Source organism: Serratia sp. 121840015-1 (genome assembly GCF_053627655.1).
The window spans coordinates 2099456-2114272 of record NZ_JBSEYF010000001.1 but is presented as its reverse complement, the minus strand read 5'-3'; the positions used below and the strand labels follow the sequence as shown (position 1 = coordinate 2114272).

Here is a 14817-nt window from a genome sequence, read left to right as displayed (position 1 = left end):
CCGCAACGCTGGCTTTTTTTATGGGGGAAAAATGGCGGTTGATACCTTTATCTGGCGAACGCAGGCGCAGCCGACAGGCTCTGAGAATATGAGCGTGATCGCCGTTCAGTTTGGCGATGGCTATAAGCAGGTGGCCAGCAGCGGCCTGAATGCCACGGCTCAATCGTGGACGTTGAGCCTTACCGACACAAAATCCAACGTGGCGCCGATCCGAGCGTTCTTGCAAAAACACGTCATCACATCGTTTTTCTGGGTAAACCCCTGGGGTGAGAAAAAGCTCTATCGGGTGAAAGCGGATTCGATTTCCTCGACGTTTCTCGCCGCTGAGGTGATCACCTTGTCATTCACCTTTGAAGAGGCCTTCGCACCATGAGTTTAATGCAGGATCTACAGTCGCTGGAGCCAGGGCAGCTAATCCAGCTGGTTGAAGTCGACGGTACGGCGTTTGGTATGGACCGCGTGCTGCGCTTCCATGCGCACAACATACCGGCTGACGGCTGGGCATCGTTCGCCGCCGAGAACATGCCATCGATCATCTGGCAGGGCAACGAATACGACCCTCACCCGTATGAATTTAAAGGCGCTGAGTTGACGAGCACCGGAGCGCAGCCAACGCCGACGCTGTCGATTGGCAACATCGGAAACTATGTAACGTCCTTATGCCTGGCTTACGACGATATGGTTCAGGCGAAGGTGCGCATTCGAACGACGATGGCGAAGTATCTCGATGCGGCCAACTGGAAAGCCGGCAACCCCAGCGCGATGCCGACCGAAGAGCGGGTGCAGCTTTTCTACATCAACGCCAAAAAGGCCGAGACGCGCGCCCAGATCGACTTTGAGTTATGTACCCCGTTTGATATCCAGAACCTGCAGCTGCCGACCCGGCAGATCACACCGGTTTGCACCTGGTGCATGCGTGGCTGGTATCGCACCGGTACCGGGTGCGACTACAACGGCAATCGTTATTTCAAGAAAGACGGCACTCCAACGGACGATCCTGCGCAGGATGTTTGTGGCGGCCGCCGGCGCGATTGCGAGGATCGTCACGGAAAGGGGAATCCGCTGCCTTATGGGGGCTTTCCAGCGGCTAACCTGCAGGGGAAATAGCGATGCGAGAAAAAATACTGGCGGCCATCCGGCAACATGTGGCCGCTGAATACCCGAACGAGGCCTGCGGGGTGATCATCGAGACGGGAAAGCAGCAGCGGTATATCCCCTGTAAAAACATTGCCGACAAGCCGACGGACTATTTCACGCTTTGCCCGCTTGACTATGCAGCTGCCGAAGCGCTGGGCGAGGTGATCATGGTGGTTCACTCTCACCCTGATGTTGTGCAGCTCATTCCCTCGGAGTTCGACCGCATCCATTGCGATCATTCGGGCGTGGAGTGGGGGATCATGTCCTGGCCGGACGGTGACTTTTGCACAATCTCGCCGCGGGGGGACCGCGCACTGGTTGGCCGGCGTTGGGTGCTGGGTTATGCCGACTGCTGGACGCTCATCATGGATTATTACCGCCAGCATCACGGCATCCTCTTGAAAAATTATTCGGTGCCGCGCGAATGGTGGATCGATGGGAAAGAAAACATCTATGACGACAACTGGCAGGCGGAGGGGTTTGTCGAAGTGTCGTCTGATGCTATCAGACCGGGCGACATGGTGATGATGCAAATCAGCGCGCCGGTAACCAACCATGCGGCGATTTACCTCGGCGACAACACCATTCTGCACCACAACTTCGGGAACCTTTCGGCGCGGGTACCGTACGGGAAATATTACCGTGATCGCACCGTGCGGGTGGTTCGACACAAGGAGCTATTGGATGCTTAAAAAAATCACGCTCAAGGGAGCGATGGGTAAAAAGTTCGGCCGGCATCATGAGTATGCGGTCGCGGATTTGCGCGAAGCGCTGCGCGCAATGTGCGCCACCATCCCAGGCTTTAAAAAATACATGTCCACGGCCCACATCGACGGGATCCGCTTTGCATTTTTCAGCGGGCGGGAAAATATCGGCATCGAAGAATTCGACATGGCCAAAGGCGCTGATGAATTCGTGATCATGCCGATAATCGAGGGCGCCAAGCGTGGCGGCGTGCTGCAGGTGGTGATCGGCGCTGTGGCATTGGTGGCCGCGTTCTTCACTGCCGGCATGTCTATGGCTGCCTGGGGTGCCGCAATGACGGCCACGACGATATCAGCCACGTCGATTTTGACGGGCGTCGGCCTGAGTATGATGCTCGGCGGTGTGGTGCAGTTGCTTACGCCTCAGCCCAGCATGAACGTTGGCGCGTCCTCAAGTACCGACAACAAACCCAACTATGCTTTCGGCGCGCCGGTGAATACCGTGGCGATGGGGTACCCGGTGCCGGTGCTTTACGGCGAACGGGAGATCGGCGGCGCTATCATCAGCGCCGGCATTTTCTCAAGCGACCAGCAGTGATTATCTTACCTTCAAAAAGTTGCGGAGTTTCTCTGAACATTTGACCAGCGCAGCGCAAGATTTCGCATCACGATTGGACATGGCAACGCTAAAAGCATCGTCAAAATTCTTGATCAGGGTGGTGAACTTTTTCGCCTGTCTCTGTGTTAGCCGTCGCTTTATTTTGGTCACCCGCTCATCCCAAAACATGGGAGAAAAAACATAGTGGCCATCACTGCGCCAATAGACTTCCATCTGCTCCAGGTACTCAACAATTGGCTCTGCCAACTCGTTAAACTCTTTTCGCTTTGTATTTTCTGAGTCGACTTTACGGTTAATGAAATATGTAGCAACTATCGCTGTTACCGATGTAATCAGGGATAGAGAGGATACAAGCAAACTAACATCCATGTGAGGCCCTTATGCACGTATTAGATTTCCTTGTTTCTCATGGCGAGCTTATAAAGGAATGTATTTTTTACTGGGGATGCTTCTCGCTCCCCATCTTTGCAATTTTTCTGACATTGAAAGTGTCTGGCTACTTCCGGTTTTTCCGGTGAAGAAATGCATTCTTTGCTGAAATTATAAGCAAAAGTATCGCAAAGCAAAACCTGACATTTCCACAGTATTAATCTCGCTCGCTCACGCGGGCTTTTTTTAAGGGTGAAAAATGAGACTACTTGAAGGGCAAACGGTCATCAGTGGCCGCAAAGGTGGCGGTGGAAGCCCACATACTCCGGTAGAGCAGGCTGACGATCTGCTGTCGGTCGCCAAACTGAAAATGGTGATTGCGTTATCGGAAGGAGAAATCCAGGGCGATCTCACGGCGCAGCAAATTTTCCTGAACAACACCCCGCTGGCGGATGATGCCGGCAATTACAACTTTTCAAACGTGAAGTGGGAGTATCGCAAAGGGACGCAGGACCAGACCTATATCCAGGGCATGCCGGAGATCGACAACGAGATTTCAGCGAATATTGAAGTTAAAGCCGCGTCACCGTGGGTGCGGCAGTTCTCCAATCTGACGATCGATGCGGTGCGCATCAAGCTTAGCCTGCCTATCCAGTACCAGTACAAAGACAACGGCGACATGGTCGGGACGGTCACGCAATATGCTATCGATCTCTCAACAGACGGTAGCGCCTACCAAACCGTCGTTGATGGGAAATTTGATGGCAAGACCACCTCAGACTATCAGCGCGATCACCGCATCGACCTACCGCGGGCAACGTCTGGTTGGTCTATCCGGGTGCGCCGCATTACGCCTGATTCGACGTCCAGCAAACTGATCAATGCCTTCAAAGTGTTCTCTTTTGCTGAAGTGATCGACAGCAAGATGCGTTACCCCAATACGGCGCTGCTGTATATCGAGCTCGATTCCAGCCAGTTTAACGGCAGCGTGCCGAAAACGACCTGCAAGCCGAAAGGCAAGTTGATCCGCGTGCCGGACAACTACAACCCGGTCACGAGAACCTATAGCGGGACGTGGACCGGTAATTTTAAGATGGCCTACAGCAATAATCCGGCCTGGATTTTTTACGATCTGGTGCTTGATGAAATTTACGGCATGGGCGGGCGCGTTGATGCCAGCATGATCGATAAATGGCAGCTATACAGCATCGCCGCATACTGCGATGAAATGGTGTCTAACGGCGCCGGCGGGAAAGAGCCGCGCTTTACCTGCAACGTGTTCATTCAGAACCAGCAGGACGCCTATACGGTACTCCGCGACCTGGCCGCCGTGTTCCGCGGCATCACTTTCTGGGGTAACGATCAGATCTACGTGAACGCGGATGTGCCGCAGAGCGACGTCGATTACGTGTATCACGTTTCTAACGTGGTTGACGGCGTTTTCACCTATGCCGGCGGCTCGTACAAAAACCGGTTCAGCTCGTGCCAGGTGTCTTGGTCCGATCCGCTTAACCACTACTCGGACACCATCGAAGGCGTCTATGATTCCGAGCTGGTCGAGCGCTACCGCGTGAATCAGATGCAGCTGACGGCGATCGGTTGTACCTCGCAGAGCGAAGCGCACCGCCGGGGCCGGTGGGCTATTTTGTCCAATGCCAAAGACGGATCGATTTCCTTCAACGTGGGGCTGGATGGTTACATCCCGCTGCCGGCGGAAATCATCGGTGTGGCCGATCCTTTCCGTGCGGGCCGGGAGAATGGCGGCCGTATCAGCCAGGTTGGCGGCCGGAATATTACCGTTGACCGTCCGGCAAACTATGCTGTTGGCGACCGCCTGGTGGTGAACCTGCCAGATGGCACCGCGCAGAGCCGCACAATCAGCGCTATTAGCGCCGACAGAAAGACGCTGACCGTTTCAACGGCTTATCGGCAAACACCTGTGCCGGGTGCGGTCTGGTGCATCGACAGTGACAAGCTGGCGATCCAGTATTTTCGTGTTACGTCTATTTCAGCAAACGATGACGGCACATTCACAATCGCCGGGGTGCAGCATGACCCCAATAAGTACCGTTATATCGATGACGGCGTGCGTATAGACCCGCCGCCGATCTCGGTCACGCCGCCAAACGTCATGCCGGCGCCGAAGGGCATCGCTATCACCGAAGTTGACCATGAGGCGCAGGGGCTGACGGTAGCATCCATGCAGGTGACCTGGGAGCGCGTGGAGGGCGCCATCGACTATCTGGCGCAGTGGCGCAAGGATAAGGGGGACTGGGTAAACATCGGGCGCACCAGTGCGCAGGGGTTTACCGTTCAGGGGATCTACGCCGGGGTGTACGATGTGCGCGTGCGCGCCGTGAATGCGGTCGACGTGTCATCACCCTGGGGTTATGCTGACTCGACCACGCTCAGCGGTAAGGTGGGTAAACCTGGCACGCCGGTGAACCTCATGGCCAGTGATAATGTCGTATGGGCCATCGATATTACCTGGGGCTTTCCCTCCGGCGCGGGCGATACAGCCTACACCGAGATCGAGCAGGCAACTACCGCAGACGGTCAGAACCCTCTGTTACTGGCGAACGTTCCCTATCCTGGGGTGAGCTATCAGCATGGCCCTATGCCGGCAGGTGTGCGCCGTTGGTACCGCGCGCGACTGGTTGACCGGATCGGGAATAAGGGGGATTGGACGCCGTTTGTTGCGGGTATGTCGAATGTAGATGCCGACGACCTGATCGGCTCGGTGGTGGATGACTACCTCAATTCCGAGGACGGCAAGGCGCTGTTGGAGCCGCTGAAAACCAGCCCAGAGGCTATTTTGCAAAGCGTGCTGGCGGAATACGGCACCGCTAACCAACAATGGGCCAACTATGGCGAAAACCGGGCCGGGATAATCCAGGCACAGAAGGTGGCCGCTGATGCTCAAAGCTCAGTTGCGCAGCTGGAAACCGACGTCACCGCCAAATTCAACGATCAGGAAGCCGCCATACAGGAGAAAATGACGGCCTACGCAGACGCTTCCGGCCCTTCGGCGATCTGGACGTTGAAAACCGGCGTTAAGTACAACGGAACGAATTACGATGCCGGCCTGGCGGTGGCCGTGACCGTCAACGGCACACAGGTTGACACGCGCGTCGCCGTCAATGCTAACCAGTTCGTGGTTATCAGCGGTAGCAGCGGAAGCTATTACTCGCCGTTCATTATCAAGGATGGACAGGTGCTTATCAGTCAGGGCTTTATCGGCAAGGGTTGGATAGAAAACGCGATGATTGGCGATTATATCCAGTCGAATGATTATGTTGCTGGAAGGCAAGGGTGGAGGCTTGATAAGAGTGGCATTTTTGAAAATAACGGGACGGGTAGCGGCGGAAGGATGATCCAAAGAAATAATTCAATCAGGCTATATGATGGCAATGGAGTTCTGCGTGTAGCTATAGGCGAATATTAAGGGGAACATGTGGCGTGGGGTTTTCAGACGTGGGATATGAACGGCGCTCCGAATAATACTGGCATTGTTAAGGTTTTCACAATTGGGACAATTAGAGTTGAGCAAAATCAGAAATCTGGAAGCTGGAATTTCAATGTCCCAAGTGGGTACAAAATAGACTTTATGAGCCTTCAAGATGGGATAGGTTTTACTCAAGAAAGGAGAGGGCTAAGAGTTATTGGCAATAACACCATCGAAATGTTTGATGCAAATGGTGTCTGGGGCGGTGGTACTGCCCCTGCATACTCTGGTTGGGTTATTATTTATCTTGTGAAGGTGTGATTATGTCATGGGGAGCGTTATTTGTAGATAATGATGGGGTGCCGTGGGCTACGCCAGATAGCACGCCTATGAGTTTAGTAAAAAAATATCGTATAGATCGTGCTGGAGCAGGAAATGATCAGCTCGATGTTGATTTTACTAAGCCAGTTGTATTGGCAATGGTTTCAAATACAAGCGGAGTTATCGCCTCTGTCTCCAGATCTGCGAGCGGTGGAGCGTCTGTCACATCTAAGTTAATAATTGGAAATGGTCCATATGCTATAGATGTTTACGCTTTCTCGACACAATTTCAGCCTGCAGTGAAATTTGGAATTAACATATTTGATGCACAGGGACGATGCATTCAAACTAATGAAACTAAAGTTATGCCTGCGCCGCGGCGGCTTGGCGAGCCTGGGAGCGATGGTGCCGGTTACAATGTGAAAGAAACCTTGACGGGCCGATGGGCGATAATACCAGCCACTACAGGTTACATTACGGCTGTTATTGGTCATCAGCAGCCAAGGCCGTTCCAGCAACCAATATCCAGCTTTTCAGCTTTTGATGGATACAACACCTCAGTGTATTCCGGTGCATGGGATACTCCCGGCGGTGAAGCGCACAATATAACTTATTACAACACAAAGGATTCGGTGTACGTAATAGATGTATCTGGCTTTTGATTGACGACATGATCGACTATGCCAATTGATTTTGATGATATTGATCGTTGCAAACGATCGTTAGTTAAGGCTATCGATGATAGGATATGGATATCACAGCAAGGGAGATAATAAAGGGATGAAAAGATTAGCTGTTTTATTATTAGTGTCAGCATCTATCACTGGATGCGCAGGTGTTTTGGAGAAGCAAGAACCTATTTGCTATGGGACGGCCCTTATAGCTGGACAGGAGACATCAGTTCCTATCTATGGCGTTCGCAAGCAGGTTGAACAGACACAATATAGAGCTGGTGGACCGTTCGGTTGGCGTTGGGTTAGCAAAACCAACTTCACTCGCACGACCTGCGATAAATAAAAGTCACTCAACACCAAGCAACCCGGCCACCGAGCCGGGTTTTTTGTTGCCAAAATTCAGGAGAACACCATGCCAGCAGGCACGATAACCCTTAAAAACAACTCGGCGGCGGTTACCGGTAGCGGCACTGCGTTTAGCACAGAACTCAAAGCCAACGACTTCATTGTGGTGACAGTTGGCCAGACCGTTTATACCCTCGGTGTTAAGTCGGTGCAGTCGAACACGGCGCTAACCCTGGTGCGTAATTTCGATGGACCATCTGCCGGCGGCTTGGCATGGACGCCAATCCCCTATGGGGCGATGGTCACGATTACAGCGCAGACGCACGCTTATACCGCAGAGGCGTTGCGTGGGCTGCTGCTGGATAAGAAGAACTGGCAACAGGTATTCAGCGGCACCGGTGATGTAACGATAGCACTTCCCGACAACAGCACATACACAGGCCCGGCCTGGAATGCGCTGAGTGAGCGCTTGACTAACGTAAACGATAAGCTGGCTGGTAAGGCTGATTTGATTGATGTGCCTTTCGGCGCAATCAGTATTTGGCCTCTGGCTACACCCCCGAGCGGCTTTGCGATTTGCGATGGGCGTAGTTTTGACAAGAATGCGCAGCCGAGGTTGGCGAAGCTTTTCCCCACGGGGAAGCTGCCTGACTTTCGAGGTGTATTTCCGCGAGGATTTGATGCTGATAGAGGCCTGAATAAAGGTCAGGGGCTGCTGCAATATGCGGCGGACAGGCTCAAGCGCCATAAACACATGCCAAGTGCCGCATTCATTCGTGAGATGGGGGCAGGTGCTAGTTTTACAGGAGAAAAGCAAGTCTTCCCTATTATCGGCAAAAGCTTCGCCAGTGCCAGTTACTACAACTGGGGGAGTAATTTTGATGGGAGCTGGCCCTATATGCATTCAACGTTCAACAACGAACCTGCCGATGAGACAGCCCCTAAAAGCATTGCAGTTAACTTCATAATCCGATTTGCGTGAGGCACGAATGATAGCGTTTGATGAGAACGGTTTTTCCCTGGGAGAAGGCTCAGTGGTGGCTTATGCCTGCTATGAGGACACGCATGAACTGATTGGCCCCATCACGGTCAGCGTGCAGCCCGGATTTGGGCTTCCAGCCAACGCCTACCTGGATGTACCGCCACCCACCAAAAAAGGAATGGCGATAGTGAGGGCTAAAGATTCGTGGGTTTACGTCAACGATTATAGAGGTCAGCACGCTTATGCGAAAAAAGACGGCGCAAAGGTACTAGTTGAGAGTTTGGGGGAGTTGGATGAAGGCTACACGCTGATTGCGCCGGCAACGCCATTCGATGAATGGGACGGCCAGGGTTGGTTGGAGAACAGAGAAAAAGCCCAGGCGCAAGCGCAGGCTGATGCGGAAGAAACAAAATCGACATTGGCAGCAAGCGCGGAAAGAGAAATCGCTGTGCTAACACGCGCTTTACGCCTCGGTATGGCAACCCAACAGGAAAAAACGATGCTGGATAAGTGGGAGCGTTACAGCGTTTATCTAAGTCGAGTAGAAGTATCAAACGCGCCTGATATTGATTGGCCCTCAATCCCTGCTTAGTTACTTTAATGGAGAAATAAAAGATGGCATTAATTAGCGATATCCTGCGCGGTCCTTATGGCGACCCACAATCAAACGTGATTATTACTATGCGTGCAAAGGAGACGAGCGCACGCGTTTTGGTGAGCAATTCATCGGCAGCCATTACCGCAGCCGATGGCAAGTATTCAATGCGGGTTTTCCCCGGCGAATATGAGGTCTTGGTATCCACTCTGGGGAAAGTTGGTGAAATTCGTGTATATCCTGATTCGACGGATGGAACACTAAACGATTTCCTTATCACACCAGGTGAAGATGAGTTGACTCCGGCGATTGTCAAAACGGTCGAGACGATGAGGAAAGAATCAGCCGATTCGGCTGCGGCGGCTAAATCCAGTGAAAACAATGCAGCAAAGATCGCCGACCAATTAGCCAGTAGCATCGACGATAGAATTGTGTCTACGCTGTGGAGTAAAACCCACTACGCAATGCCAACGCAAGCGGCCGGTACGGGTTGGTATCGACTTGGTACGGTGACAACCGATCAGCATGGGGATACCATTGTTTTTGAATTTCATGGTGCAGCAGGTTACAACGGCAATGCGGAGCAAGCCGGACATCAGCGACTAATATTCCGTTATGGCAACCGGGCAGTAAATACGAATATTGCAGGTGCAGCATCACTGACAATGTTCACGACGGGGTCTCGTCCTATGGTGGTGAATGCTGCGATGATGGAAAACCCAAGAAACACATTTGATATATATATTCAGCTCAACAGTTTTGTAACTGCTGCTACGTATATGACGGTTGATTCTCGTAGTCCGGGGCAACTGGCTAAAGTTAATATTTTATTACAGAAAGCGGCTAGTGACCCAGTCGGTACAATGGGTTTCATTGAGTATAAAATTCCGACGTGGAATGCTAAAGAGTCAATGCCAGATTATAATGTCGTTGCAAGCGCCTCATTGAATGGATTTGGCAGAGGGCCTCAACACAAAGATGATTTGTTTTCAGTTGAAAACTTATCTTCAATTAACCGATTTAATTCGGCATCTATAAATGTTCCTGGGGCTACGCTGGGCTCGTGCATAACAATGCCTATGGATGGTGGTCCTAGCTGTGGTTATCTTGCAATTACGTCTGGTCGAGGACTATGGGTAGGATCATCAAATGTCGTTACGAATAAAACAATTTTATGGAATCGTGTGTGGAGTGAAATAAACACTACAGTTGACGCCAACGGCTTCATAAAAAAAGCATCCCCGATCGTGAAGCTCTTCCGTGATGGCACCTGTGAACTCAACGACGAAAGCCAGGGCGTGACCACTGAACGCGTGAGCGAAGGGGTTTACCGGGTTTCCGGCACGCTCGGGTTTAATGCCGATGCTCAATGGGGCGGCCCGGATGGTGGTATCGAGGTTCCTCTCGACCGCAACAAACAGCCGCTGATCTGGGTGGATTACGAGGTAGAGCCGACCGGCGACCTACTGATCAAAACCTATCACCGCACACACCCGGCGGCGCCGGTGTTCGCCCGCAATGACGTTCTGGGCTATGACGAGGGGATGCCGATAGATATCCCTGAGGGGCGTTGGGTGGATCTGCGCGTTGAGATGCCGGCGGTCGATGAAACAGGAACGGAAGCATAGGCCACGGCATAAAGCAGGAAATCACGCCGGAAACAATCCGGCGTATACTTTCTTCCTTTATCGATCAGCGATCTATCATTTTTGCGGTGAAACGAACTTCACATCGGTTTTTTTTTACGCTTATACTGTGTATGTATACAGTATTTGTTGTGAGGTAAAAACCATGGGAATGATGCCAAAATTTGCCAGCCCGGCAGCAGACTACGTTGAGCGCCGCTTGAGCCTTGACGAGATCTGCATTTCAAAGCCGAGCGCTACTTATCTGCTCCGCGCCGCTGGCCAGGCGATGGCGGTCGGTATCCACGCTGACGCGTTGCTTGTTGTCGATTCGTCGGCGACGCCGGTACACGGCAGCATTATCGTAGTTGCGGAGGAAGGCGCGCATGTGTTGCGCCGGCTTCGTCTTTACCCGTATCGCGCGCTTGAGTTTCTCGATGGCTCCGGCCGGGAAACTGAACTCGGTAACGAAGACTCAGAAGAAGGGATCGAGGTGTTCGGCGTGGTGATGTACTGCGTGAATGATATGCGGTCGTGCGAGTGGGATGATCTGCCGGTTATTTGATGAATGGTCACTTTTTCATCTTGGGTGTATTGCAGCATGAAGGGTGTATCCAATAAGGGATTAAAGGTAACTTGGCATCCGCCGGTTATGCATGTAATTGTTCGGAAGATGGGGTTTGGTCGTGCTCTAACTAGATGATTTCTAAATGCACAGTTATTAACCCATGTTCCGAATTTTTAAATAACCCATTGTTTTTAAAAATGTTAACGCTGAATTTAAAATCCCTCGGCTTATGGCTGTGCGGGTTCAAGTCCCGCCCCGGGTACCAGGGAATGAAAATACCGAATAATCAAAGCAATAAGTAGTAATGTCGTAACCGCCGAGAGGCGGTTTTTTTGTGCCTGAAATTCGTATTGCACCTGCACTTTTTCCTTTCTTATCATGCTCATACCCTTTGATTGTCAGCCTGCCTGCACGGAGGAGCCCCGCAGGGCTCCGAAATACAACTCATAAGAAACCGAACGCCGCGGCGAGGATCCAGCCGAAGACGCAGGAGACGCTGACGCCGATCAGGCCGGGCAGAATAAAGCTGTGGTTGATCACGAAGCGGCCGATGCGGGTGGTGCCGGAGCGGTCGAACTGGATCGCCGCCAGATCGCTGGGGTAGGTCGGCAGAATATAATAACCGTAACAGGCCGGCGCCGAAGCGACGATATAGGCCGGGTTGACGCCGATCGCCAGCGCCACCGGCACCAGTGCCGCCAGTGCGGCGGCCTGCGAGTTGACGAATTTCGACACCAGCAGCAGGATCAGCGCATAGGCCCAGGGATATTCTTTCACCAGCACGCCCAGCGTGGCTTCGATCTGCGCCAGGTGCGCGCCGAACATGGTTTCCGCCATCCAGGCGACGCCATACACCGCCACGATGGCGATCATGCCGGAGCGGAACACTTCGTTTTTAGAGATAGACGCCGGGTTGGTGCGGGTAATGATGACGATCAACGCCCCGGCCATCAGCATACACATCTGGATCACCAGGACCATGGAGAGCGGCTTGCCGCCGAAGCTGGGCCGCAGATCGGAAAACGCCCCCAGCACCGCCACCAGTGCGATGGTGGCAAGGAAAATCCACATGGCGATCCAGTTGCTGCGCGGCAGCACCCGGTCCAGCAAGGTGGCGGCATCGCCATAGACGTAGCGATGGTTTTCCGGCACCGAGATGAATTTCTGGAACTCCGGGTCTTTGTCCAGGTCTTTGCCGCGGAACCAGCTGAAGATGCCGATCGCCAGAATGCCGCACAGGGTCGAAGGGATGGTGATAGAGAGCAGGTCGAGGAATTCCAGATGGCGGCCATTGAAGGTGTAACTGCTGAGCATCGCCACCAGTGAGACCACCGCCACCGAAACCGGGCTGGCGATAATACCCATCTGCGCGCCGATCGAGCTGGCCGCCATCGGCCGCTCCGGGCGGATGTTATTTTTGATCGCCACGTCATAAATGATCGGCAAGATGGTGTACACCACGTGCCCGGTGCCGCACAGGATAGTGAGAATGCAGGTCACAAACGGCGCGATGATCGAGACATAGCGCGGGTTACGTCGCAGCATCCGTTCGGCGATCTGCAGCATGACGTCCAAACCGCCCGAGGCCTGCAGGGTGGCGGAGGCCGCTACCACCGCGATGATCACCAGCATCACGTCTACCGGCGGTTTGCCGGGCTGCAGGTGAAAGCCGAACACCAGGATCATCAACCCGATCCCACCCAGTAACCCCAGCGCAATGCCGCCCTTACGCGCCCCATACAGCAGGCATGCCAATATCACCGCTAATTGCAGAAAGAAATCCATGATAAATACGCCTTAATAATGTTGAACTTAACTGCGCTCAGTTTCCGGCCGTGTTGGCTGCAGAAAGTTGTTTTAAATCTAAAGGCATTAATAAATTGTGGTTATTAACTCTGAAGAGTGATGACGGTCACATTCAGAGAATCTGAAGAGTAGGCGGCTGACGACATCAGCACGAAAAAGCAAGTTAAGAGGTCAGACCTCTCCTATATAACCGGTTCACCACCAGAGGAGAAAGCAATGGATCCGACAAAAATGACGGGGTTGGCGTTATTACAGGCTGCGATGGCCGGCAAAATTCCACCGGCTTCAATCGCTGAAACCGTGCCCATGAAACCGGTGGCGGTTGAAGAGGGGTATATCCGCATCGTGGCGCGGGCTGACGGGCGCCACCTGAATCCGCTGGGGGGCGTTCATGGCGGCTTTGCCGCCACGGTTTTGGACTCGGTGACCGGTTGCGCGGTGCACAGTACGCTGGGCGCGGGGATTGGGTATGGCACCGTCGATCTGCAGGTTAAAATGTTGCGCCCTGTGCCGAAGGAAACTGACCTGATCGCCGAAGGGCGTCTGGTCTATGCGGCCAAAAACGTGGCCTTCGCGGAAGGCACGCTCAAAACGGCGCAAGGGAAGCTGCTGGCTTCGGCAACCGCCACTTGTTTTATCATTCGCCCTAGCGAACAAGCACCGCAATAACCTGCCTTTTATCGGGCTTCGGGCTATCAACCCGGGGCCTGATGCATTTCTCTTCGGTTGCATACAGCGCTGCGCTACGGCGGCAGGCGCGATACGCCATTGTGGTCTAGTATTCTGGGGTAAAAATTTATCGGAGTGATTATGCAACCGTATCCGTATAAAGAGGTTGAGTTTGATCATGAGCTTTGTTTGGCGATTGGCAAAGCCGTGTTGGACGTGGTGGCGCAGGGGGATGAAACCAGCGCTCCAGGGGTGATGAACGCGATTGAGCGGTCGGTGGAACAGGGGCTGAATGACGACGAAATCGCCGCTGCCGACGATGCCCTGGATTTGATGGCGCGTCTCATCCACGGCTGCCGGTTTGTTAATCTACCGGGTGAAGAGGAGCCTTCCCGTGCATTGGTTGAATTTCAAGCGCTACAAGAGTGACGTTGCCAGACAGGCCGTGCCGCCGCATTTGAATGCGGCTGAATTTGCACGGCATTACGCCGATAAGCCGCAAACCGATACGGAAGAGTATCTTTCCTTGAGCGGGGAGATGTGCTGGGATGCGGTGGTGCTTTGTGCCCACCGTTCAGGCGCGCTCAGCAAGGCGAAATACAAGCAGCTGTGGCAGACGGTGTTCGATAAGCAATACAAACATTTCGTTAGCCCGGACGATACCGAGATCCGCACGATGGCCGATATGCTGCGCGCGCCGCAGGGATGTTTTATCGGCATATTCTCCCTGCGTGACGCGGCGGCGCCCCGTTTGCTGCATGCCATGATCGGTACCGGTGCGGGATTTGCCGCAGGCAATAAAAATCTTTGCATCGGCGTGGGGGGCGCGGTCGGCTGGGAAAATCTCAATCTGGCGCGCGATCTGCGCTGGCAGCCTGAAGGCGGCTTTTTACGCCAGGGCGACAACGAAGTGCTGCGCATATTTTATCGGCCTTTCCCCGCCTGAGCCGGTCCGCAT

At 53.3% G+C, this 14817-nt stretch carries 17 protein-coding genes; 15 read left to right on the top strand and 2 right to left on the bottom strand.

The features are described 5' to 3' along the window. Nucleotides 1-31 precede the first annotated feature (31 nt). The 4 genes from ACUXAC_RS10285 to ACUXAC_RS10270 are packed head-to-tail and all read left to right on the top strand — an operon-like array spanning nt 32 to nt 2439. Nucleotides 32-373, top strand: a complete 342-nt coding sequence (locus tag ACUXAC_RS10285; protein WP_101453159.1) for a phage tail protein — start codon at nt 32-34, stop codon at nt 371-373. Continuing rightward, the gene (locus ACUXAC_RS10280) at nt 370-1107 is read left to right on the top strand and encodes a phage minor tail protein L (RefSeq protein ID WP_454266629.1); all 738 of its coding nucleotides are present in this window, start codon (nt 370-372) and stop codon (nt 1105-1107) included. Before ACUXAC_RS10285 ends, ACUXAC_RS10280 begins: the two co-directional genes overlap by 4 nt. A gap of 2 nt (nt 1108-1109) precedes the next feature. Continuing rightward, nucleotides 1110-1829 carry a C40 family peptidase gene (locus ACUXAC_RS10275; protein WP_454266628.1) on the top strand — a complete coding sequence of 240 codons (720 nt, stop codon included), beginning with the start codon at nt 1110-1112 and terminating at the stop codon, nt 1827-1829. Next, entirely contained in the window at nt 1822-2439 is a 618-nt protein-coding gene (locus tag ACUXAC_RS10270; RefSeq protein WP_147880730.1) for a tail assembly protein, read from the top strand. Before ACUXAC_RS10275 ends, ACUXAC_RS10270 begins: the two co-directional genes overlap by 8 nt. Here the strand turns inward: ACUXAC_RS10270 and ACUXAC_RS10265 are convergent, their stop codons facing one another. Beyond that, on the bottom strand, nt 2440-2829 hold the full coding sequence (locus tag ACUXAC_RS10265; RefSeq protein WP_454266627.1) for a hypothetical protein: 390 nt from the start codon (nt 2827-2829) through the stop codon (nt 2440-2442). A 259-nt stretch (nt 2830-3088) separates the two neighbouring features. Between ACUXAC_RS10265 and ACUXAC_RS10260 the strand changes: the two genes are divergently transcribed. The 8 genes from ACUXAC_RS10260 to ACUXAC_RS10225 all read left to right on the top strand — a co-directional run bounded on the left by ACUXAC_RS10260 (nt 3089) and on the right by ACUXAC_RS10225 (nt 11381). After that, entirely contained in the window at nt 3089-6274 is a 3186-nt protein-coding gene (locus ACUXAC_RS10260) for a host specificity protein J (protein ID WP_454266626.1), read from the top strand. Between the two features lie 36 nt (nt 6275-6310). Next, nucleotides 6311-6595 carry a hypothetical protein gene (locus ACUXAC_RS10255; protein WP_454266625.1) on the top strand — a complete coding sequence of 95 codons (285 nt, stop codon included), beginning with the start codon at nt 6311-6313 and terminating at the stop codon, nt 6593-6595. Nucleotides 6596-6597: 2 nt separating this feature from the next. Continuing rightward, nucleotides 6598-7257 (top strand): hypothetical protein, encoded by a 660-nt coding sequence (locus ACUXAC_RS10250; protein ID WP_454266624.1) that lies wholly within the window; start codon nt 6598-6600, stop codon nt 7255-7257. A 118-nt stretch (nt 7258-7375) separates the two neighbouring features. Then, nucleotides 7376-7612 carry a phage exclusion lipoprotein Cor gene (gene cor / locus ACUXAC_RS10245; protein ID WP_454266623.1) on the top strand — a complete coding sequence of 79 codons (237 nt, stop codon included), beginning with the start codon at nt 7376-7378 and terminating at the stop codon, nt 7610-7612. Nucleotides 7613-7681: 69 nt separating this feature from the next. Continuing rightward, nucleotides 7682-8596, top strand: coding sequence for a tail fiber protein (locus tag ACUXAC_RS10240; protein ID WP_454266622.1), 915 nt, complete (start codon nt 7682-7684; stop codon nt 8594-8596). A 7-nt stretch (nt 8597-8603) separates the two neighbouring features. Then, nucleotides 8604-9188, top strand: coding sequence for a tail fiber assembly protein (locus ACUXAC_RS10235; protein ID WP_454266621.1), 585 nt, complete (start codon nt 8604-8606; stop codon nt 9186-9188). Between the two features lie 23 nt (nt 9189-9211). Then, nucleotides 9212-10819: a phage tail fiber protein gene (locus tag ACUXAC_RS10230; RefSeq protein ID WP_454266620.1), complete on the top strand. Its 1608-nt coding sequence runs from the start codon at nt 9212-9214 to the stop codon at nt 10817-10819. Then, the gene (locus tag ACUXAC_RS10225; RefSeq protein WP_454266619.1) at nt 10797-11381 is read left to right on the top strand and encodes a HumD family translesion DNA polymerase; all 585 of its coding nucleotides are present in this window, start codon (nt 10797-10799) and stop codon (nt 11379-11381) included. Before ACUXAC_RS10230 ends, ACUXAC_RS10225 begins: the two co-directional genes overlap by 23 nt. A 447-nt stretch (nt 11382-11828) precedes the next feature. Here ACUXAC_RS10225 and ACUXAC_RS10220 read toward each other — a convergent pair whose 3' ends face one another. Next, on the bottom strand, nt 11829-13169 hold the full coding sequence (locus tag ACUXAC_RS10220; protein ID WP_025302367.1) for an anaerobic C4-dicarboxylate transporter: 1341 nt from the start codon (nt 13167-13169) through the stop codon (nt 11829-11831). A 237-nt stretch (nt 13170-13406) separates the two neighbouring features. Between ACUXAC_RS10220 and ACUXAC_RS10215 the strand changes: the two genes are divergently transcribed. The 3 genes from ACUXAC_RS10215 (at nt 13407) to ACUXAC_RS10205 (ending at nt 14805) form a co-directional block, all read left to right on the top strand. Then, nucleotides 13407-13859: a PaaI family thioesterase gene (locus ACUXAC_RS10215; RefSeq protein WP_060419585.1), complete on the top strand. Its 453-nt coding sequence runs from the start codon at nt 13407-13409 to the stop codon at nt 13857-13859. A 141-nt stretch (nt 13860-14000) separates the two neighbouring features. Then, a complete protein-coding gene (locus ACUXAC_RS10210) occupies nt 14001-14288 on the top strand; it encodes a hypothetical protein (protein WP_387442488.1) in 288 nt (95 codons plus the stop codon). Then, the gene (locus ACUXAC_RS10205; protein ID WP_387442486.1) at nt 14221-14805 is read left to right on the top strand and encodes a hypothetical protein; all 585 of its coding nucleotides are present in this window, start codon (nt 14221-14223) and stop codon (nt 14803-14805) included. Before ACUXAC_RS10210 ends, ACUXAC_RS10205 begins: the two co-directional genes overlap by 68 nt. Nucleotides 14806-14817: the final 12 nt, after the last annotated feature.

Excerpts from the sequence above, each read along its gene's own strand:
- ACUXAC_RS10285 (WP_101453159.1), top strand. The coding sequence starts at position 32 with ATGGCGGTTGATACCTTTATCTGGCGAACGCAGGCGCAGCCGACAGGC.
- ACUXAC_RS10280 (WP_454266629.1), top strand. The coding sequence starts at position 370 with ATGAGTTTAATGCAGGATCTACAGTCGCTGGAGCCAGGGCAGCTAATC.
- ACUXAC_RS10275 (WP_454266628.1), top strand. The coding sequence starts at position 1,110 with ATGCGAGAAAAAATACTGGCGGCCATCCGGCAACATGTGGCCGCTGAA.
- ACUXAC_RS10270 (WP_147880730.1), top strand. The coding sequence starts at position 1,822 with ATGCTTAAAAAAATCACGCTCAAGGGAGCGATGGGTAAAAAGTTCGGC.
- ACUXAC_RS10265 (WP_454266627.1), bottom strand. The coding sequence starts at position 2,829 with ATGGATGTTAGTTTGCTTGTATCCTCTCTATCCCTGATTACATCGGTA.
- ACUXAC_RS10260 (WP_454266626.1), top strand. The coding sequence starts at position 3,089 with ATGAGACTACTTGAAGGGCAAACGGTCATCAGTGGCCGCAAAGGTGGC.
- ACUXAC_RS10255 (WP_454266625.1), top strand. The coding sequence starts at position 6,311 with ATGAACGGCGCTCCGAATAATACTGGCATTGTTAAGGTTTTCACAATT.
- ACUXAC_RS10250 (WP_454266624.1), top strand. The coding sequence starts at position 6,598 with ATGTCATGGGGAGCGTTATTTGTAGATAATGATGGGGTGCCGTGGGCT.
- cor (WP_454266623.1), top strand. The coding sequence starts at position 7,376 with ATGAAAAGATTAGCTGTTTTATTATTAGTGTCAGCATCTATCACTGGA.
- ACUXAC_RS10240 (WP_454266622.1), top strand. The coding sequence starts at position 7,682 with ATGCCAGCAGGCACGATAACCCTTAAAAACAACTCGGCGGCGGTTACC.
- ACUXAC_RS10235 (WP_454266621.1), top strand. The coding sequence starts at position 8,604 with ATGATAGCGTTTGATGAGAACGGTTTTTCCCTGGGAGAAGGCTCAGTG.
- ACUXAC_RS10230 (WP_454266620.1), top strand. The coding sequence starts at position 9,212 with ATGGCATTAATTAGCGATATCCTGCGCGGTCCTTATGGCGACCCACAA.
- ACUXAC_RS10225 (WP_454266619.1), top strand. The coding sequence starts at position 10,797 with ATGAAACAGGAACGGAAGCATAGGCCACGGCATAAAGCAGGAAATCAC.
- ACUXAC_RS10220 (WP_025302367.1), bottom strand. The coding sequence starts at position 13,169 with ATGGATTTCTTTCTGCAATTAGCGGTGATATTGGCATGCCTGCTGTAT.
- ACUXAC_RS10215 (WP_060419585.1), top strand. The coding sequence starts at position 13,407 with ATGGATCCGACAAAAATGACGGGGTTGGCGTTATTACAGGCTGCGATG.
- ACUXAC_RS10210 (WP_387442488.1), top strand. The coding sequence starts at position 14,001 with ATGCAACCGTATCCGTATAAAGAGGTTGAGTTTGATCATGAGCTTTGT.